We start from the raw sequence: 19,477 nt of genomic DNA, 5'->3' as shown, positions 1-19,477 counted from the left end.
GGCACGCTTCGCTTTGTCCACCCTACAAGATCGAGCCCTTTATAAATCGCGCGATCGCCTCGAGCACCGGCTGCTGATCACCCGCAAAAAACCAGTGATCGTTGCCGTCGAGCTCGACAAACTCCGCACCGCTGATCCGGCTCGCGATATCGCGCCCGGCCGCGATCCGCACCGCCTGGTCGCCGCGCCGGTGCAGCACCAGCGTCGGCACCGCGATCCGCGCCAGGAGATGCCGCACGTCGGCGTCGCGAAAGGCCTCGAGCACGGCCGAGATGCCGCCGGGACTGGAGGCCGCACGCAATAGCCCGGCCCACCAGGCGCGGGCCCGGGGATCGCCGGCAAGACTCGGCGCAAATGTCTCGATGCCGACCGGGCCGCCCCATTGCGCGACGAGCTGCCTGCTCCAGGCGTCATACTGGCTGGCGCGCAAGGCATGCGGATAATCCTCCGACCAGCAGCCCTTGGCGAGCGCGCCGAACAGGATGAGCCCGGCGACGCGGCGCGGTTCGTCGACCGCAAATTTGATGCAGGCCGGCCCGCATTCGGAAGCGCCGAACAGCACGACGCGGCGCGAATCCGCTGCCCGCAGCACGGTGTCGATATCCTCCGCGGTGACGTCGATGCCGGGAGCCGATCCGACCCGGTCGGACAACCCGATCCCGCGACGATCGAAAACGATCAGCCGTCCAAGCTTCATCAACGACGCCAGGAACGTCCGGCTTGCAGGGCTCTCCCAGGCGCGCTCCACATGCGACACGAAACCGGGCATCACCAGGATATCGAGCGGGCCACTTCCGTAGGTCTGATACGCCAGATGCACGCCGGCACCCTTCACATAGCGCGTGGTCGGAACAGCGTGCAGCTCCGTTGCGGGACTCATGAGCGCCTCGGTCTCGGCCTCCGGCGCAATCCCGAGTTCCTCCCGCAGCCGCTGTGTCAGGGCCGCATGGTGACGCTCGGCCGCGCTGCGGTCGCCTGATAGCAGCAGGCTGCGGATCAGATACCGCCCATAGACTTCACTGAGCGGATCGAGCTCGGCCAGGCGCGCCGCATACGCGGTCGCGGCAAAATGATCGCCGGCGGCGTTCTTGTCCTGCACGAGACGCTCGAGCGCATGCATCAGCCGTCCTCTCAGCGCCTCGCGGCGAAAGAACGCCCAATCGTCGAATGCAGGACAATCGTCGAGAGCGAACCCTGCGAGAAAGTCGTCCCGATAGATCGCACAGGCTTCTTCGAAGGCGCCGCGGTCGCAGGCGCCCTCGAACAGATGGGTATAGATCGTCATCTCGACCGCCGCAGACCATCGCACGCTGGCGCGGTCGGCCTCGAAAACCTCCCGGCCAAGTGCAAGCTCGATGCGATGAAGCAGCCGCCGCAACCGCGCCCGGGCGGTTTCGGCTGACGTCTCCGGCCACAGCAGCGCGGCCAGGACCTCGCGCGCAACGGCGCCCCTGGCCTCCGCGAGATAGATCAGCAGCGCAAGAGCCTTGCGCAGGTTCAGCTTGATCGGGCGATCGCCAGCGTAGACCTCGGGAAATCCAAGCGCGTGAAGCGAGAAGACCGTCATGAAAATCCTCTCGTCGTCATCGCGCCGTTCGGGGGACGCGCAGGGGACGGTCCATTGGTAAGTGTCGGACCGGATCGAGCCCGCTCGCGAGCGAAGGGTTCAGTTCTGCATGCTGCGCCATTTGCGCCGACACCTTAAGGGAAGATCGTCATGTTCGCACGTCCGCTGCCGCGCATGTTCGCCTGTCGCAAAACGGGAGCGCCACAATGAAAGCAGTTTTGTGCCATTCGTTCACTGGACCCGGCGATTTGCGCCTCGCTGAGATCGATGTCCCCAAGCCCGCCCGCGACGAGATCCTGATCGACGTCCGCGCGGCCTCCGTGAGCTTCATGGACCAGCTCTTGGTCTCGGGCCTCTACCAGATGCGGCCGCCGACGCCTTTCGTACCCGGCACGGAGGCCTCCGGAACCGTCGTCGCAATCGGCGACAAGGTGACAAAGTTCGCGCCCGGCGATCGCGTGGCCTGCAGCAGCTGGACCGGTGGCTACGCCGAACGGATGATCGCGAAGGAGTCGAAGAGCGTGCGCCTGCCTGACGGCGTCGCGTTCGAAGCAGCGGCCACGGTACTGCACAATTACGGCACGGCCTATTACGCACTGGTCGAGCGGGCACGAGCCGAGCGCGGCGAATCGCTGTTCGTCACCGGCGCTGCCGGCGGAGTTGGACTGGCCGCCGTCGACCTCGGCCGCCATCTCGGCCTGCGCGTCGTCGCCGGGGTTGGCTCCGACGACAAGGCGGCCCTGGTCCGCGACTACGGCGCCAGCGCGGTCATCAACTATCGCAGCGAGGATCTCCGCGACCGGATCAAGGCGATCACGTCAGGCGAAGGCATCGATGTCGGCTTCGATAATGTCGGCGGCGCGATCTTCGAGCAGATGGCCCGGCTGATGAAATGGGGCGGACGGCTGATGCCGATCGGCTTCACCGGCGGCGAGATTCCGTCCATCCCGATGAACCTGCCGCTGCTGAAGAACTATTCCATCATTGGCGTCTTTGCCGGTGCCTGGGCGGAGAAATGCCCGGACGAGAGCGCGCGGATGAACGACACGCTGATGCAGTTGTTGGCGGCCGGGCAGATCCGCCCGCACATTGACCGCGTCCTTCCTTTGGAGCAGGCCGGCGAGGCCATGCGCGCCGTGGCCAACCGCACGGTTCTGGGGCGAATTGTGCTCAAGATCAGGTAGAATGCGCACCATGACAGAGATCATCATCGACAAACGCTATTGCGGCCCTCCCAATTCCGGGAACGGCGGCTATGTCTGCGGCCGGCTCGCCCGTCATATTCCGGGGCCAGCGGAAGTGACGCTGCGCGCGCCGCCCCCTCTGGACACGCCGCTCGCTGTGGTCGCGACAGACGGCGACACATGGGAGCTCCGAGACGGCGACAAGGTGGTCGCGACAGGGCGCGCCGTGAGCGTCGAGCTTGCGCAGATCGAGACAGCTAACTTGCCGGAAGCCCGCGCGGCCGAATTGCTCGCACTGTTCAATCCGCACGAGCATCCGCTGCCGAACTGCTTCGTCTGCGGTCCCGCAAGGGCGAAAGGCGACGGCCTGCGCATCTTCGCCGGCCCGCTCCGCCGTCATGCGCGGAACGCCGTTCTCGCCGCGAGCTGGGCACCCGATCCGAATCTCGCCGCCGAGGATGGCCTCATCGCGCCCGAATTTCTCTGGTCCGCGCTCGACTGCCCGACCGGGTTTGCCTGCAATTACGATCAGCAGAGCGGCAGCTTCGAGAAGACCCCGCTGCTGCTCGGACGGATGTCAGCCCGCATCGAAGCCCGCCCCCACCCCGGCGAGCGCTGCATCATCACCGCCTGGCCCACCGGCCGCGACGGCCGCAAGCGCACGGCCGACGCCGCGCTTCGTGATGAAGCCGGCAGATTGCTGGCGTTGGCGCGGACGACCTGGATTGCGGTGGAGCGCGAGGTACTGCTCGGGCGCCGGTGACGGTGCGTAGGGTAGGCAAAGGCGCGAAGCGCCGTGCTCCCTAGCTGCTCGTCACCTGCCGGACGGGCGGCGGCTTCCAGGTCCCGTTGATGATCGAGGGCGACTTCTCGTTCGGCCAGTACATCCGCAACATCAGGACGAACTTGCCCGCGGGCGCGGGAAGCCAATTGCTCTCCTTGTCGGGGCCCGGGTTGTCCTTCTGAATGTAGAGGTCGACCGAACCGTCGGGATTGGCTTTGAGATTCTGGCGGGCGCTGATCGACTGGCGGTTGATCGGATTGGCGACGAAGAAATAGTTCTCGTCATACATCGTGAGCGACCAGAAGCCGCCGACCGGAGGAAGCTGCCCCTTCGGAAAACGCATGACGTATTTGTTGCTGCCGACGTACTCTTTGCCGTCGGCGTCCTTCTGGGATGTCGGATAGCACGCATCCTGAATCCGGTTGGCGCCGAGGCCGATCGCCGTGACAAGCGCACGGTTGAGATAATTGGTCCCGTAAATGCCGGCTTCGCTGTCGAAGGCCCAGCCGTTGATGTTCTTGATCGCCTTGTTGACCTTGAACTGGAGCATGATGCGGTCGAATGCCACCTGCGGGACCCGCTTGGCGAAGGCAGCATCGAATTTGCTTGCGTCAAAATCCTTGCCGGGGACAAGACCGATCTTCGCGAATTTGGCGACCTCGGCCGCGTCGGCGGCGGCCGGCGGATTGCGCTTCATCAATTGCGCGAGAAGGGTGAAATAGGCCGCGGCGTCCAGGCGGTTGACCTGCTCGCGAACCGCCGTCTTCATGTCGATCGATGCATCGACCTTGCCTGCCGGGGGCGTAAAGGACTTGTCGTATGCGCTGAGCGGCACGAGCTTGAACTGGTCCTGCGCGGCGTGCACGGCCGCGTAGTCTTCCGGCGTACCGGTGCAGTAGATGCGGCCCAGGATCCACACCATGCCCGTGGGTGATTTGTATTCCTTGACGCCGGCGGGAAGCGTTCCCTTCCAGCCCGGGCCGGTGATCGCATAGGTTTGCGCCTTGGTGCCGGTGGTGCGCTTGCCAGGCACCTGGAAGACATTGGTCCAGCCGTCCAGCATCGGAAACAGGAAGTAGCGGTCCTTCATGTCCGGCATGCTGAGGACCCAGGGCTCGTCTCCCACATCGATCCAGGCCGTCGTGTAGAGCGTATCGGCATTGGGTGCCGTGACGTCCTTGAAGGTGGCATCAGGGTACTTGCGGAGCTTGACGAATTGCCCCATCGGCCCGCGCGTGCCTTCCACCGCAGCAACGTTGGTCATGACCCGGCGTGTCATCTCCATCGTCACGAGCGGATATCCGTAGATATAGGCGTCCTGGGCAAGCCAAAAATCTTCTCCGCCCTCCAGAGCCCTGACGACAAGACCATCAAACTCGGCGCGTGCGGTGCGGGAAATCGCGAGCGCCGATACTGCGGCGCTGAAGGCGGCCAGTGCTTGGCGACGGCTGATTGACATATCGAACCCTCCCTGTTGCCTCAAAACCGTAACGGGCGGGGTTCCATGTTCCTTGACATGCATCAACGAGGCGGGATGGTCTTGGGCGCAGCGCCGTTCGCTTGCCTGGGCGTGGCCGCCACGCCTGCCAACTCGTAGGGTGGGCAAAGCCGCGCAGCGCCGTGCCCACGTGTCTGCCGCGCCGTTGTTGATCGACGTCGTGGGCACGCTTCGCTTTGCCGACCCTACGAGACTAACACAGAGCGCGATCCACTTTGCCAGCATGTGGACGCTGGCAAGCCTCAGAAGCGTTGAACCGATGTTCGATCGACGATACCCTTGAAAATCTTCGTCCAGCAAAAACAAGATTCAAGGGGGACGTCATGGTTCGCAAGTTGACGGCATCTGCAATCGTTGCCACGAGCATGTGGATCGCCGGCATCGCAAGTGTCGCGGCGCAGCAACCGGAGTTCAGCGCACCTGACCTGGTCCTCATTAATGGCAAGGTTCTGACGCTGGATGAGCGATCGACGATGACGGAAGCAGTGGCCGTTGCAGACGGAAAGATTCTCGCAACCGGAACCAGTGCTTCGATAAAGGCGCTCGCCGGCGCCCGGACCCGCGTGCTCGATGTGGCTGGCAAGACCGTCATCCCCGGATTGATCGATACACACGCTCACTTCAAGGCCGCTGGTCTTGGCGACTATGTCGTCATCATGGGCCGAGCCAAGACGGTCGCCGAAGCGCTCGAGGCCATCAAGGCATTCGCTGCGAAGAAGAAGCCGGGCGAGTGGATTGTAGGTGGCGCGTGGCATCCGCCTTCACAATTGGCCGAGAAGCGATATCTGACCAGGCTGGAGATTGATAGCGTTGCTCCAGACAATCCAGTCTATCTTCGCACCGTCGGGCATTTCTCGATGGCGAACAGCATGGCTCTACAGCGGGTCGGAATCGACAAGACCACCGCGGATCCGAACGGGGGAAAGTTTGAGCGCGACGCGGCCGGTGAATTGACCGGCGTGCTGGTGGAGACGGCGATCGATCGGGTCGAGAAGGCCGTACCGCCCTGGACAGAAGACGATGAGATGCGGCAATTCACGATTGCCGAAAGTGTGCTGAACAGCTTCGGTATCACGAGCGTGGTCGAAGGCGCGACAGAGGCACGCGATATCCGCATGCTGCAGAAGCATGTCGCATCCGGGAAAGCCACATTGCGCACCGGCGTGATGTTTCGACCGGAGCCCCCGGCCGATCTGACCGCGTGGGAAGCGATCATGGCAGGCAATGGGGCCTCTTCAGGCTTTGGCGACGATTGGCTGAAGTTCGCGGGAATCAAGATCTTCTACGACGGCGGCATGACGCTGAAGACAGCGCTCATGCGCGAGGTGTATCCCGATTCACATGACAACTATCATGGCGTTGCGCAGCAGACACCTGAGCGATTGAAACAACTCGTCTCCATCTGCCACCGATATGACTGGCGGGTCGGTGTCCACGTGGTGGGTGACCTTGGTATTGACCAGGTGCTCGATGCGTTCGAGGCCGCGGATAAGGAGAAATCAATCCGAGACCGTCGCTTCGTCCTCATTCATGCCAGCCTGATCCGGCCAGAACAGATGGAGCGGGCGCAGAAGCTGGGAGCCCGTGTCGATTTCCAGAACGCTTTCATGTGGGATAAGGCAGCGACCGTCGAACGATTTCTCGGGAAAGCGACCGCTGACCGCGCCGTACCGACCAGGACGTTAATCGAAAAAATGGGGCTCAATAGTCTCGGCGCCGGGACGGACTTTCCCGTCAACCCGATCAACCCCTTCCTCAACATGTACATCATGGTGACCAGGAAGGACCCCAACGGAAACGTCTACGGCGCGGCAGAAGCCATTACGCGCGAGCAGGCCCTGCGGCTCTACAGCAGCGCGGCGTCGCGCTACACGTTCGATGAAGCACGTAAAGGGACCATTGAGCCCGGAAAGCTTGCGGACATCGTGGTGCTCTCCGCGGATTACACGGCCGTGCCGGAGGACCAGATCAAGGACATCAAGGCGGACATGACGCTCGTGGGCGGCAAGGTCGTGTTTCAGCGCTGACGTCATCCGCTGCCGACCAGCAGGAAGTGCCGTAGGGTGGGCAAAGGCGCGTAGCGCCGTGCCCACCTTCTCTTGATGATCAGCGAGAGATGGTGGGCACGCCTCGCTTTGCCCACCCTACGAGAGCCATGCCTTACGGCACCTACATCGCTTGCTCGATCATCCCCTGCAGCCGCGCCAGCTCCGCCTCGAGATCCCGCTCCACATCCGCGGCGCGAATCTCCAGCACCCGATAGTCCCGCGCCTCGAGCCAGGCCCGCCGCGATGCGCGATCCGCTGCGATCGCTTCCCCCTCGCCCGGATTGACCAGCTCGATCGCGATCCGATGCGGGAAGGAGACGAAGTCCGGGATGTGGCGGCCGACCGGGGTCTGGCGCTTGAACTGGCCGGCGAAGCGACGGTCGCGGGTCAAAGCCTGCCAGAGCAGACGCTCGGCATCGGTCGGGTTGCGGCGAAGCAGGCGGGCGAGGCCGCGCACGGTCGAGCCGCTGTCGGGCACGCCGCCGCCCTGCCCGTGCTCGGCCAAGAGCGCGCGCAGGCGCGTCGCCTGCTCGCCATCGAGCACGCCGCCCTTGGCCGGGCCCTTGCGTCCCTCGGCGATCGCCATGATCACCCCGTGCAGGGTGTGCATGTCCTGCTTGGTCGGCTCCATGCGGCTAAAGATGTTGCGCAGGTTCACCAGCATGGTGTCGCGCTTCTCGGCCGGGCGCAAAAATTCCACCTTGTCGAGCTCGCGGATGAGGTTGTCGAAGAAGGCCTGCATCTGGTGCTGCGAGGCGCGCTCGGAGCGCTCCGGCATGGCGTGCGGCAGCTCGCCCGAGGTCATCAGCTTGAACCATTCATAGCCGACCAGCAGCACGGCCTGGGCGAGGTTGAGCGAGGCGAAGCCCGGGTTGACCGGAAATGTGATGATGCGGTTGGAGAGGCCGACCTCCTCGTTGGTCAGGCCCCAGCGCTCGCGGCCGAACAGGATACCGGCCTTGCCGCCGGTCGCGACGTGACCCGCGATCTCGCTGGCGGCTGCCTCCGGCCCCACCACTGGCTTGGCCTGGTCGTGGGGGCGAGCCGTGGTGGCGAACAGCAGGTCGAGGTCGGCGACGGCGTCTTCGACCGTGCCGAACAATTCGACCTTTTCCAGAATGTGGTCGGCGCCGGCGGCGGCGCGCTGGGCGGCGATGTTGGGCCAGCCGTCCCTGGGGTTGACGATGCGCAAGGCGCCGAGCGCAAAATTGCCCATGGCGCGCGCGGCCATGCCGATGTTTTCCCCGAGCTGCGGCTCGACCAGGATCACGATGGGACCGTCGAGGGACAAACCCGCCTTGCTCTTGTCAGTCCCCGACATCTCGTTTCGCTTTCACTCTTCGTCTCAAGGCCTTGCCAGGGCACTCTCAGGAATTGATTCAAGCCAGCCTTTCCCAAGTCGTCCCTGGGCCGGCCGGCGCTGTCCGCCTCGTTTGCCTGTCCTGACGAAATTCTCAAGGGAAATAACGGGTTGGAATCGACTTTTGAATCTCCACTGGATCCTCGGATCCGGCCCTGCGGCAGGGCGGCCCTGCCCCCACGTCTGGGGAAGCTGGATGAGCTAAAAGTGCATAATCCCTTGGCTTTCGCCCGCCGCGTCTGGGTGCTAAGAGGCGGCGGATATTCCCGTGGCGCGCCAAAAGCGCCGTTCCCAAGAGGCTTCCCCGATCATGGCAAAAATCAAGGTATCCAATCCCGTCGTCGAGCTCGATGGCGACGAGATGACCCGGATCATCTGGCAGTACATCAAGGACAAGCTGATCAACCCGTTCCTGGATGTCGAGCTGATGTATTTCGACCTGGGCATGGAGTACCGCGACCACACCAACGATCAGGTCACCATCGACGCCGCCGAAGCCATCAAGAAGGTCGGCGTCGGCGTCAAGTGCGCCACCATCACCCCGGATGAAGCCCGGGTGAAGGAGTTCAACCTCAAGCAGATGTGGAAGTCGCCGAACGGCACCATCCGCAACATCCTCGGCGGCTGCATCTTCCGCGAGCCGATCATCTGCAAGAACGTGCCGCGCCTGGTTCCCGGCTGGAGCAAGCCGATCATCATCGGCCGCCACGCCTATGGCGACCAGTACCGCGCCACAGACATCAAGTTCCCGGGCAAGGGCACCCTGTCGATGAAGTTCGTCGGCGAGGACGGCACCGTGATCGAGAAGGAAGTGTTCAAGGCGCCCGGCGCCGGCGTCGCCATGGAGATGTACAATCTCGACGACTCCATCATCGACTTCGCCCGCGCCTCGTTCAATTACGGCCTGCTGCGCAACTATCCGGTCTACCTCTCGACCAAGAACACGATTCTGAAGGTCTATGACGGCCGCTTCAAGGACATCTTCCAGGACATCTTCGACCGCGAGTTCAAGAAGGAGTTCGACGCCAAGGGCCTGACCTACGAGCACCGCCTGATCGACGACATGGTGGCCTCGGCCCTGAAATGGTCCGGCGGCTATGTCTGGGCCTGCAAGAACTACGACGGCGACGTGCAGTCCGACACGGTCGCGCAGGGCTACGGCTCGCTCGGCCTGATGACCTCGGTGCTGCTCACCCCCGACGGCAAGACCGTGGAAGCCGAAGCCGCCCACGGCACGGTGACCCGCCACTACCGCGAACACCAGAAGGGCAAGGAGACCTCGACCAACTCGATCGCGTCGATCTTCGCCTGGACCCGTGGCCTCGCCCACCGTGCCAAGCTCGACAACAATGCCGAGCTCGCCAAGTTCGCCAACACGCTGGAGAAGGTCTGCGTCGACACCGTCGAGGCCGGCTACATGACCAAGGACCTCGCGCTCCTGGTCGGCGCCGACCAGCGCTGGCTCTCGACCACCGGCTTCCTCGACAAGGTCGCGGAGAACCTCACGAAAGAGTTGGCGGCCTGAGCCGACCGCAATTTCGCCCGACTGGGTCAGACATCATCACGGGCCGCGCAACCGCGCGGCCCGTTTCTTTTTGAGACCTCGCGCGGAGATGCCACCATGTTCATCAAGCTTGCCGGCCCCACCATGCTGCTCGCGGCCCTGATCGGACCGGCCGGGGCTGCCGAGCCGCTCCCCGACGCCATCGCCGCGCCTGGCGAGAGCGTCGTACTTAGCGTCCACGCCGAGGGCGCGCAGGTCTATGAGTGCAAGGCCGGCACCGACGGCAAGCTCGCATGGAGCTTCCGCGAACCGGTCGCGACGCTTCTCTCGGATGGCAAGACGATCGGCCGGCACTATGCCGGCCCGAACTGGGAGCTCGCCGACGGCAGCGCGGTGACCGCCAAGGCCGCGGGCAACGCACCGGGCGCAACGGCCGCCGATATCCCCTGGCTGAAGCTGGAAGTGACCGCCCGCCGCGGCAGCGGTGTACTGACGCCGGTCACGACCGTCCAGCGCATCAACACCCATGGCGGCAAGCTCGACACCGCGTGCGATAAGGCCGGCGAGTTCAGGAGCGCACCCTACTCGGCCGAGTATGTTTTCCTGAAGAAAGGCTGACCGCTCAGCGGTCGGTCCCGTCTTTCTCCGCCTGCGCCAATTCCGCCAGCGCGAGATCGCCGCTGTCGGCGAGTCGCGCCTTGGCCGTGGTGTGGACGTGGTCGGCGAGCGTCGGCATCCGTTCGATCAAAGCGTGAAAATCCTGGGCGTCGAGCACCAAAAGGCGCGTCTTGCGCGTCGCCGTCACCGTGCCGCTGCGTTTTGTTTTATGCAGCAGCGCGATCTCGCCAAAGAAGGTGCCGTCCGTGAGGTGCACATGCTGGCTCGGCAGCGTGATCTCGACCTCGCCGGCGGTGATGAAATACATCGACGAGGCTACATCGCCACGGCGGACCAATATCTCGCCCTGCTCGATGGTGCGCGCGCGCAACAGCCGCATGATGTCGGCGATCTCCGCGGCAGACAGATGCGAGAACAGCGGCACCCGCGCCAGCATGCCCCAGGTGACGACGAAATCGCGCCGCTTCACCTCTTCGGCAAAGGCGGTGGAGATGATCGCGACCGGCAGCGCGATCATGGCGAAGCCTGAGATGATGGCGAAGGTGGAGACCAGCTTGCCGAGCGGCGTCACCGGCACGACATCGCCATAGCCGACGGTGCCGAGCGTCACGATCGCCCACCACATCGCCTGCGGGATGGTGCCGAGTTTGTCCGGCTGCACGTCGCGCTCGATGGCGTAGAGCAGCGAGGCGAAGGTCAGGACCGCGCCGATCAGGATGACGATGCAGCCGATCAGCGCGCGACGCTCGGCATGCACGGCGGCGAGCAACGAGCGCATCGCCGGCGAATAGCGGATCAGCTTGAAGAACGGCAGCACCCCGAGCGCCGCCAGCGTCGCGTGCCGGCCGGTGGCGAGCACGATAGAAGCGGGCAGGAACGCCATGAGGTCGATGATGCCGAGCGCGGAGAAGGCGTAGCCCAGCCGGTCGGACAGCGCGGAGCCCTTGCGCTGGGTGTGGCCCGCCACGGTCCACAGCCGCGCCAGATATTCCAGCGCGAACACGATCACGGACAGGACGGTGATGGCCGAGAACACCGTGCCGAACTGGGCGTCCAGCTCCGGCACCGAGGCGAGGATCATCGCGGCCACATTGAGCACGATGACGCCGATGATGAGCTGGATGAAGCGCGATCCGGCTGAATAAGCCAGCGGATCGTGCTCCAGCAATTCGTAGAGGCGATCCCTCAAATTGGGATCGCGAAGTCCACGCCCTCGCAGACCGGGGCGCATGGCCGTTTACGCGCCTGCCATTGCTTTTTCGATCGCCGCCAGCGCCTCGGTCGCCTTGGCCCCGTCAGGGCCGCCGGCCTGGGCCATGTCGGGCCGGCCACCGCCGCCCTTGCCGCCGAGCGCCTCGGAGGCAACGCGCACGAGGTTGACCGCGTTGAAGCGCGCAGTGAGATCCGCGGTGACGCCGACCACGATGCCGGCCTTGCCGTCCTCGGTGACGCCGACGATGGCGACCACGCCGGAGCCGATCTGCTTCTTGCCGTCGTCGGCGAGGCTCTTGAGATCCTTCATCTCGATGCCCTCGACCGCGCGCGCCATCAGCTTGACGTTGCCGATTTCGCGCACGCCTGAAGCTGCGCCATTGCTGCCGGCCGAAGCGCCGCCGCCCATCGCCAGCTTCTTGCGGGCGTCGGAGAGCTCGCGCTCGAGCTTCTTGCGCTCCTCCATCAGCGCGGTGATGCGCGCCGGAACGTCGTCGAGCGAGGTGCGCAGCTCGTTCGCCGCTGTCTTGGCCAGCGCCATGGTCTCGTTGGCGTGCCTGCGCGCATAATTGCCGGTCAGCGCCTCGATGCGGCGCACGCCCGAAGCAACCGCGCTCTCGCCGGTGAGCGTGATCAGGCCGATGTCGCCGGTGCGCTTGACGTGCGTGCCGCCGCAGAGCTCGACCGACCAGCCGAGCGCGTTGGCGCCGCGCTCGCGCGCGGTCCGGCCCATCGAGACGACGCGAACCTCGTCGCCGTATTTCTCGCCGAACAGCGCGCGCGCGCCGGCTTCGCGGGCCTCATCAACGCCCATCACACGCGTGGTAACCTCGTCGTTCTCCAGCACCACGTCGTTGGCGATGTCCTCGACGCGGGCCAGCTCCTCTGCCGTGATCGGCTTCGGATGCACGAAGTCGAAGCGCAGGCGATCCGGCGCGACCATCGAGCCGCGCTGGGCGATGTGGTCGCCGAGCACCTGGCGCAGCGCCTCGTGGATGAGATGGGTTGCCGAATGATGCGCCCGGATCGAGGAGCGCCTGGAATGATCGACCTCAAGCTGCAGCGCGGTGCCGAGCTTCAGCTCGCCGCTCTCCACGTTGCCGACATGCACGAAGAAATCGCCGAGCTTCTTCTGCGTGTCGGTGACGCGGAACTTGATGCCGCCCTCGCCCGTGAGCACGCCGGTGTCGCCGACCTGGCCGCCTGATTCCGCGTAGAACGGCGTCTGGTTCAGCACGATCGCACCGGTGTCGCCGGCCTTCAGGCTGGCGACCTCTGCACCGTCCTTCACCAGCGCCGACACCACGCCTTCGGCGCTCTCGGTCTCGTAGCCGAGGAATTCGGTGGCGCCGAGCTTTTCGCGCAGCGGGAACCAGATCGCCTCGGACGCAGCTTCCCCGGACCCCTTCCAGGACTCGCGCGCCTTGGCCTTCTGGCGCTCCATTGCGTCGGTGAACGCAGCTTGATCCACGCCGATGCCCCGCGACTTCAGCGCGTCCTGCGTCAGGTCGAGCGGGAAGCCGTAGGTGTCGTACAGCGTGAAGGCGACGTCGCCGTCGAACATGTCGCCCTTTTTCAAGGACGCGCTCTTCTCGTCGAGGATGGCAAGGCCGCGCGACAGCGTCTTGCGGAAGCGGGTCTCTTCCAGCCGCAGCGTTTCCTCGATCAAATTCTCCGCGCGCATCAGGTCGGGATAGGCCTGGCCCATCTCGCGGACCAGCGCCCAGACCAGCCGATGCATCAGCGGCTCTTTCGCACCCAGCAGCTGCGCATGGCGCATCGCGCGGCGCATGATCCGGCGCAGCACATAGCCGCGGCCCTCGTTCGAGGGCAGCACGCCGTCCGCGACCAGGAAGGCCGAGGAACGCAAATGGTCGGCGATGACGCGGAACGAGGCGACGGTCTGCTCATTCGGCCCACTGCCGAGCGCGGACGATGTCGCATCTATCAAATGACGGAACAGGTCGGTCTCGAACACGCTGTCGACGCCCTGCATGATGCAGGCCATGCGCTCGAGGCCCATGCCGGTGTCGATCGAGGGACGCGGCAGATCCACGCGCTCCTCTTTCGTCACCTGCTCATATTGCATGAACACGAGATTCCAGAATTCGAGGAAGCGGTCGCCGTCCTCCTCCGGGGAGCCCGGAGGGCCGCCCCAGATGTGATCGCCACGGTCGATGAAGATCTCCGAGCACGGGCCGCACGGACCGGTGTCCCCCATTGCCCAGAAATTGTCGGAGGTCGGAATGCGGATGATGCGGTCGTCGGAGAACCCGGCGATCTTCTTCCAGAGCCCGTGCGCCTCGTCGTCGGTGTGGTAGACGGTGACGAGCAGCTTGTCCTTGTTGAGCCCGAAATCCTTGGTGATCAGCTTCCAGGCGAGCTCGATCGCGCGCTCCTTGAAGTAGTCGCCGAACGAGAAGTTGCCGAGCATCTCGAAGAAGGTGAGATGGCGCGCGGTGTAGCCGACATTGTCGAGGTCGTTGTGCTTGCCGCCGGCGCGCACGCATTTCTGCGACGTGGTGGCGCGCTGGTAAGGACGCTTCTCGACGCCGGTAAAAACGTTCTTGAACTGCACCATGCCGGCATTGGTGAACATCAACGTCGGATCGTTGCGCGGCACCAATGGCGAGGACGACACGATCTCGTGGCCGTTCTCGGCAAAGAAGTTCAAAAAGGTCGACCTGATCTCGTTGACGCCGCTCATGTTCATCCAATCGGGTGTGCTTGGACCCGCTATAGGCCATCCAAACCTGACATTTAGGCTGATATCTGCGGGCCACAGCGCTTTTAGACAAGGCCAGCTTCGCTGTCCAGAAACTGTGCAAGGAGATCAGAGGGTTGCCGCAGCCGCTCAATCCCCGCTGCAATCCCGTTGATAGGGCAAGCGGACGCGTTGACAGGCTTGGCCCCGCTGTGGTCTGTACCCATCTGTATCGTACGGCCACGTCGGGAGAGACCGGCTTTAGGCAGCCGGCGCCGAAGGAGCAACCGCCCCGGAAACTCTCAGGCAAAAGGACCGCGTGGCTTTGACAGCATCTGGAAAGAGGCGCCGACGGGTTTAGACCCGGATGGCTCCCGCCGACGGGATAATACTCTCAGGCACAGCGACAGATGGGGCTTCGACTGGTGTCCTCAGGGAATCGTCCCGGGGGAACCGCCGAGGGCCCCTGTGATGCTAGCGCGCGACGACCAAGATTCCCTGAAACGTACGCCCCTTCATGGGCTTCATGTCTCCCTCGGCGGCAAGATGGTGCCGTTCGCGGGCTATGACATGCCCGTGCAATACCCTGCGGGCGTGCTGAAGGAGCACCTCCATACCCGGGCCTCCGCCGGCCTGTTCGACGTCTCCCATATGGGCCAGATCGCGCTCCGACCGAAATCCGGCAGGGTCGAGGACGCCGCCCGCGCGCTGGAACGGCTGGTGCCGCAGGATATCGTGGCGATCGCGCCGGGACGGCAGCGCTACGCCCAGTTCACCAATGAAGACGGCGGGATTCTCGACGACCTGATGGTCGCCAATTTCGGCGATCACCTCTTCCTGGTCGTCAACGCCGCCTGCAAGGACGCTGATGAGGCGCATCTGCGCGCGAATCTCTCTGAAGATTGCGTCATCGATTCCCTCGCAGATCGTGCGCTGATCGCGCTGCAGGGGCCGAAGGCCGAGGCGGCGCTGGCGAAATTGTGTGCAGAGGCGCCCGCCATGAAGTTCATGGATTCCGGCCCGCGCAAGGTGGCCGGCCTCGACTGCTTCGTCTCGCGCTCCGGCTACACCGGCGAGGACGGTTTTGAAATTTCGGTTCCCGCAGCCGACGCTGAACGTCTCGCCAAAACATTGCTCGAAAACCCCGACGTGCTGCCGATCGGCCTGGGGGCCCGCGACAGCCTGCGGCTGGAAGCCGGGCTCTGCCTCTACGGCCACGACATCGACACCGTGACCACGCCGGTCGAGGCCGCGCTGGAATGGTCGGTGCAGAAGAGCCGCCGCAGCGGCGGCGTGCGCGCCGGCGGCTTTCCCGGTGCCGAAAAAATCCTCGCCCATTTCGACAACGGCGCGGCCCGCCGCCGCGTCGGCCTGCTCGCCCAGGGACGCGCGCCGGTGCGCGAGGGCGCGCTGCTGTTTGCGAATGACGCGGGCGGCGAGCCGATCGGACAAGTCACATCGGGCGGTTTCGGCCCAAGCCTGAATGCGCCGGTCGCGATGGGCTACGTGCCCACGAGCCAAAGCGCGCTCGGCACACAACTCTTCGCCGAGGTGCGCGGCCAGCGTCTGCCGGTCGCTGTCGCGGCCATGCCCTTCGTCAAGAACACCTACAAACGCTGAGGATTCGAGAATGACCACGACGCTGTACACCTCCGACCATGAATGGCTCGCCATCGAGGGCGACGTCGCCACCGTCGGCATCACCGACTACGCCCAGCAGCAGCTCGGTGACGTCGTGTTCGTCGAATTGCCCAAGGTCGGCCGCACGCTGAAGAAGGCGGAAGCCGCCGCCGTGGTCGAATCCGTCAAGGCGGCCTCCGACGTGTACGCGCCCGTGACAGGCGAAGTGCTCGAGACCAACGCCGAGCTCGCGGCCGAGCCGGCGCTGGTGAACTCGGACGCGCAAGGCAAGGCGTGGTTCTTCAAGATCAAGATGGCCGACAGAAGCGAACTCGGCGGCCTCATGGATGAAGCCGCCTACAAGGCGCACACGGCTTAAGGACGATGGAGCAAGCGATGACCGCGCACCGCAAGACCAACGGCGACACCGCCGCCAGTTTCGTTCGCCGCCACATCGGCCCGTCGGCGCGCGATGTCACCGCCATGCTCGAAACCGTCAGCGCCAAGAGTGTGGACGCGCTGATGGCGGAGACGCTGCCGGCCTCGATCCGGCAGGCCGCCCCGCTCGACCTCGGCAAGCCGCTCAGCGAGACCGAGGCGATCGCGCATATGGGCGAGCTCGCACGGCAGAACCAGGTCTTCACCTCGCTGATCGGCCAAGGCTATTCCGGCACGATCCTGCCCGCGGTGATCCAGCGCAACATCCTGGAAAATCCGGCCTGGTACACGGCCTACACGCCCTACCAGCCCGAGATCAGCCAGGGCCGGCTGGAAGCACTGCTCAACTTCCAGACCATGATCTGCGACCTCACCGGGCTCGACGTCGCCAACGCCTCGCTGCTCGATGAAGCCACCGCGGCCGCCGAAGCCATGGCGCTCGCCGAGCGTCACTCGCAGGTGAAAGCGCAAGCGTTCTTCGTCGACAAGGACGTGCATCCGCAAACGCTGGCCGTGATGCGCACCCGCGCCGAGCCGCTCGGATGGACTCTCGTCGTCGGCGATCCCCTCACCGATCTCGACCAGGCCGACGTGCTCGGCGCGCTGCTGCAATATCCGGGGTCTTCCGGCGCGGTGCGCGACCTCCGGCCCGCGATCGCAACACTGAAGGCCAAGGGTGCGCTCGCGATCGTTGCCGCCGACCTGCTGGCCCTGACGCTGCTCGCCTCGCCCGGCGAGCTCGGCGCCGACATCGCGATCGGCTCGGCCCAGCGCTTTGGCGTGCCGATGGGTTATGGCGGACCGCACGCGGCCTACATGGCAGTGCGCGATGCGCTGAAGCGCTCGCTGCCCGGCCGCATCGTCGGCCTCTCCGTGGATTCGCGCGGGGCACCGGCCTACCGCCTCGCGCTGCAGACCCGCGAGCAGCACATCCGCCGCGAGAAGGCGACATCCAACATCTGCACCGCGCAGGTGCTGCTGGCCGTGATCGCCTCGATGTATGCGGTCTATCACGGGCCCGAAGGGCTGACGCAGATCGCCCGCAATGTGCATCGCCGCGCCGCCGTGCTCGCGAGCGGCCTGCGCAAGCTCGGCTTTGCGCCGCAGTCTGACAGCTTCTTCGACACCCTGAGCGTCGATGCCGGCGCCAAGCGCGCCGAGATCGTCGCGCGCGCGGCGGCCGAGAAGATCAATCTCGGCGTCGGCGACACCAGCTTGCGCATCGCGCTCGACGAGACCACAACGCCGGCAACGGTGGAAGCGGTCTGGCGCGCGTTCGGCGGCACGCTGTCGTACGCCGAGATCGACGCCACCACGCGCGAGGCGCTGTCGGAAGCGCTGAAGCGCGGCACTCCGTTCCTGACGCATCCGGTGTTCCACGCCCATCGCTCGGAAACCGAGATGCTGCGCTACATGCGCAAGCTCAGCGATCGCGACCTCGCGCTCGATCGCGCCATGATCCCGCTGGGATCCTGCACCATGAAGCTGAACGCGACCACCGAGATGATGCCCCTGACCTGGCCGGAGTTCGGCTCGCTGCATCCATTCGTGCCGCGAGAGCAGGCGGCAGGCTATCACGCGCTGTTCGCGCGGCTGGAAAAGTGGCTGTGCGACATCACCGGCTATGACGCGATCTCGCTGCAGCCGAATTCCGGCGCGCAGGGCGAATATGCCGGACTTCTTGCCATCCGCGGCTATCACGCCGCGCGCGGCGAGAGCCATCGCAAGATCTGCCTGATTCCCTCCTCCGCCCACGGCACCAACCCGGCCTCGGCCGCGATGGTCGGCATGGACGTGGTGGTGGTCGCCTGTGAGACAAACGGCGACGTCGACGTCAATGATCTCCGCGCCAAGGCCGAGAAGCATTCCAATGATCTCGCTGCGGTCATGATCACCTATCCCTCGACGCACGGCGTGTTCGAGGAGCACATCCGCGAGATCTGCGACATCGTGCATGGCCATGGCGGCCAGGTGTATCTCGACGGCGCCAACCTCAACGCGCAGGTCGGCCTTAGCAGGCCCGGCGATTACGGCGCCGATGTCAGCCATCTCAATCTGCACAAGACCTTCTGCATCCCGCACGGTGGCGGCGGCCCCGGCATGGGCCCGATCGGGGTCAAGGCGCACCTCGCCCCGTTCCTGCCCGGTCATCCGGCAACGCAGGCGGATGCCCCGGTCGGCCCGGTCTCGGCGGCGCCGTTCGGCTCGGCCTCGATCCTCACCATCTCCTACATCTACATCCTGATGATGGGCGGCGAAGGCCTGAAGCGCGCGACCGAGATCGCGATCCTCAACGCCAATTACATCGCAGCGCGCCTCGATCCGCACTTCCCGGTGCTCTACAAGAACGCCAAGGGCCGCGTCGCGCATGAGTGCATCGTCGATCCCCGTCCGCTGAAGACGACGTCCGGCGTCACCGTCGACGACATCGCAAAACGCCTGATCGACTACGGCTTCCATGCCCCGACCATGAGCTTCCCGGTGCCGGGCACGCTGATGATCGAGCCGACCGAGTCGGAATCCAAGGCCGAGCTGGACCGCTTCTGCGACGCCATGATCGCGATCCGGAAAGAAATCGCCGAGGTCGAGGCCGGCCGCTTCAAGATCGAGGCCTCGCCGCTGCGCCACGCCCCGCACACCGTGCACGACATCGCGGACGACGATTGGAAGCGCGCCTACACCCGCGCCGAAGGCTGCTTCCCCGCGGGCACCTCTCGCACCGACAAATATTGGAGCCCCGTCGGCCGTGTCGACAACGTTTACGGCGACCGCAACCTCGTATGCTCCTGCCCGCCCGTGAGCGATTACGCGCAAGCTGCGGAGTAAGCCACGACGGAGGTCTCGTCGGCGGAGCTCTCGTAGGGTGGGCAAAGCGTCAGCGTGCCCACCACCTCTTGCTTGTTGAAAATGGTGGGCACGGCGCTTGCGCGCCTTTTTCCA

The 19,477-nt window shown here is 65.0% G+C and carries 13 protein-coding genes and 1 riboswitch; of the genes, 8 read left to right on the top strand and 5 right to left on the bottom strand.

Annotated features, from left to right (window positions below; translation table 11 throughout):
• Positions 1–22: 22 nt before the first annotated feature.
• Complete coding sequence (locus tag GGD66_RS36445) at positions 23–1,567, bottom strand: alpha/beta fold hydrolase (RefSeq protein ID WP_183261509.1); 1,545 nt, start codon at positions 1,565–1,567, stop codon at positions 23–25.
• Between the two features lie 206 nt (positions 1,568–1,773).
• On the opposite strand from GGD66_RS36445, the gene GGD66_RS36440 reads away from it, so the two are divergent.
• Both GGD66_RS36440 and GGD66_RS36435 read left to right on the top strand, forming a co-directional pair.
• The gene (locus tag GGD66_RS36440) at positions 1,774–2,751 is read left to right on the top strand and encodes an NADPH:quinone oxidoreductase family protein (RefSeq protein WP_183261507.1); all 978 of its coding nucleotides are present in this window, start codon (positions 1,774–1,776) and stop codon (positions 2,749–2,751) included.
• Between the two features lie 10 nt (positions 2,752–2,761).
• A complete protein-coding gene (locus tag GGD66_RS36435) occupies positions 2,762–3,514 on the top strand; it encodes a hypothetical protein (protein ID WP_092259323.1) in 753 nt (250 codons plus the stop codon).
• A 40-nt stretch (positions 3,515–3,554) separates the two neighbouring features.
• Here the strand turns inward: GGD66_RS36435 and GGD66_RS36430 are convergent, their stop codons facing one another.
• Positions 3,555–4,994, bottom strand: coding sequence for a DUF1254 domain-containing protein (locus GGD66_RS36430; RefSeq protein WP_183261504.1), 1,440 nt, complete (start codon positions 4,992–4,994; stop codon positions 3,555–3,557).
• A 362-nt stretch (positions 4,995–5,356) separates the two neighbouring features.
• Between GGD66_RS36430 and GGD66_RS36425 the strand changes: the two genes are divergently transcribed.
• Positions 5,357–7,060, top strand: coding sequence for an amidohydrolase (locus tag GGD66_RS36425; protein ID WP_183261502.1), 1,704 nt, complete (start codon positions 5,357–5,359; stop codon positions 7,058–7,060).
• Between the two features lie 142 nt (positions 7,061–7,202).
• Here GGD66_RS36425 and GGD66_RS36420 read toward each other — a convergent pair whose 3' ends face one another.
• Entirely contained in the window at positions 7,203–8,402 is a 1,200-nt protein-coding gene (locus GGD66_RS36420; protein WP_183261499.1) for a TrmJ/YjtD family RNA methyltransferase, read from the bottom strand.
• A gap of 349 nt (positions 8,403–8,751) precedes the next feature.
• On the opposite strand from GGD66_RS36420, the gene GGD66_RS36415 reads away from it, so the two are divergent.
• Entirely contained in the window at positions 8,752–9,966 is a 1,215-nt protein-coding gene (locus tag GGD66_RS36415) for an NADP-dependent isocitrate dehydrogenase (RefSeq protein ID WP_018316614.1), read from the top strand.
• A gap of 96 nt (positions 9,967–10,062) precedes the next feature.
• Positions 10,063–10,563, top strand: a complete 501-nt coding sequence (locus tag GGD66_RS36410) for a DUF3455 domain-containing protein (protein WP_183261497.1) — start codon at positions 10,063–10,065, stop codon at positions 10,561–10,563.
• Positions 10,564–10,567: 4 nt separating this feature from the next.
• Here the strand turns inward: GGD66_RS36410 and GGD66_RS36405 are convergent, their stop codons facing one another.
• Positions 10,568–11,794, bottom strand: a complete 1,227-nt coding sequence (locus GGD66_RS36405) for a cyclic nucleotide-gated ion channel (protein ID WP_183261495.1) — start codon at positions 11,792–11,794, stop codon at positions 10,568–10,570.
• Between the two features lie 6 nt (positions 11,795–11,800).
• Positions 11,801–14,482: an alanine--tRNA ligase gene (gene alaS / locus GGD66_RS36400; protein ID WP_026201699.1), complete on the bottom strand. Its 2,682-nt coding sequence runs from the start codon at positions 14,480–14,482 to the stop codon at positions 11,801–11,803.
• A 233-nt stretch (positions 14,483–14,715) separates the two neighbouring features.
• Positions 14,716–14,806: riboswitch (glycine riboswitch) on the top strand.
• A 144-nt stretch (positions 14,807–14,950) separates the two neighbouring features.
• On the opposite strand from alaS, the gene gcvT reads away from it, so the two are divergent.
• From gcvT to gcvP, 3 genes are read left to right on the top strand one after another with little or no spacing between them, the layout of a single operon-like run.
• Positions 14,951–16,099 (top strand): glycine cleavage system aminomethyltransferase GcvT, encoded by a 1,149-nt coding sequence (gene gcvT / locus GGD66_RS36395; RefSeq protein WP_183261492.1) that lies wholly within the window; start codon positions 14,951–14,953, stop codon positions 16,097–16,099.
• Positions 16,100–16,109: 10 nt separating this feature from the next.
• On the top strand, positions 16,110–16,478 hold the full coding sequence (gene gcvH / locus GGD66_RS36390; protein WP_018316619.1) for a glycine cleavage system protein GcvH: 369 nt from the start codon (positions 16,110–16,112) through the stop codon (positions 16,476–16,478).
• Between the two features lie 17 nt (positions 16,479–16,495).
• Positions 16,496–19,363 carry an aminomethyl-transferring glycine dehydrogenase gene (gene gcvP, locus GGD66_RS36385; RefSeq protein WP_183261490.1) on the top strand — a complete coding sequence of 956 codons (2,868 nt, stop codon included), beginning with the start codon at positions 16,496–16,498 and terminating at the stop codon, positions 19,361–19,363.
• Positions 19,364–19,477: the final 114 nt, after the last annotated feature.

The organism is Bradyrhizobium sp. CIR48, from assembly GCF_014198315.1.
Taxonomy (GTDB): Bacteria; Pseudomonadota; Alphaproteobacteria; order Rhizobiales; family Xanthobacteraceae; genus Bradyrhizobium.
Note: the sequence above shows the minus strand (reverse complement) of the source record. Positions and strands in the feature narration are given on the sequence as shown.

Bases quoted from the DNA above. Each gene is read 5' to 3' on its own strand.
- GGD66_RS36445 (WP_183261509.1), bottom strand. From the start codon at position 1,567: ATGACGGTCTTCTCGCTTCACGCGCTTGGATTTCCCGAGGTCTACGCT.
- GGD66_RS36440 (WP_183261507.1), top strand. From the start codon at position 1,774: ATGAAAGCAGTTTTGTGCCATTCGTTCACTGGACCCGGCGATTTGCGC.
- GGD66_RS36435 (WP_092259323.1), top strand. From the start codon at position 2,762: ATGACAGAGATCATCATCGACAAACGCTATTGCGGCCCTCCCAATTCC.
- GGD66_RS36430 (WP_183261504.1), bottom strand. From the start codon at position 4,994: ATGTCAATCAGCCGTCGCCAAGCACTGGCCGCCTTCAGCGCCGCAGTA.
- GGD66_RS36425 (WP_183261502.1), top strand. From the start codon at position 5,357: ATGGTTCGCAAGTTGACGGCATCTGCAATCGTTGCCACGAGCATGTGG.
- GGD66_RS36420 (WP_183261499.1), bottom strand. From the start codon at position 8,402: ATGTCGGGGACTGACAAGAGCAAGGCGGGTTTGTCCCTCGACGGTCCC.
- GGD66_RS36415 (WP_018316614.1), top strand. From the start codon at position 8,752: ATGGCAAAAATCAAGGTATCCAATCCCGTCGTCGAGCTCGATGGCGAC.
- GGD66_RS36410 (WP_183261497.1), top strand. From the start codon at position 10,063: ATGTTCATCAAGCTTGCCGGCCCCACCATGCTGCTCGCGGCCCTGATC.
- GGD66_RS36405 (WP_183261495.1), bottom strand. From the start codon at position 11,794: ATGCGCCCCGGTCTGCGAGGGCGTGGACTTCGCGATCCCAATTTGAGG.
- alaS (WP_026201699.1), bottom strand. From the start codon at position 14,482: ATGAGCGGCGTCAACGAGATCAGGTCGACCTTTTTGAACTTCTTTGCC.
- gcvT (WP_183261492.1), top strand. From the start codon at position 14,951: ATGCTAGCGCGCGACGACCAAGATTCCCTGAAACGTACGCCCCTTCAT.
- gcvH (WP_018316619.1), top strand. From the start codon at position 16,110: ATGACCACGACGCTGTACACCTCCGACCATGAATGGCTCGCCATCGAG.
- gcvP (WP_183261490.1), top strand. From the start codon at position 16,496: ATGACCGCGCACCGCAAGACCAACGGCGACACCGCCGCCAGTTTCGTT.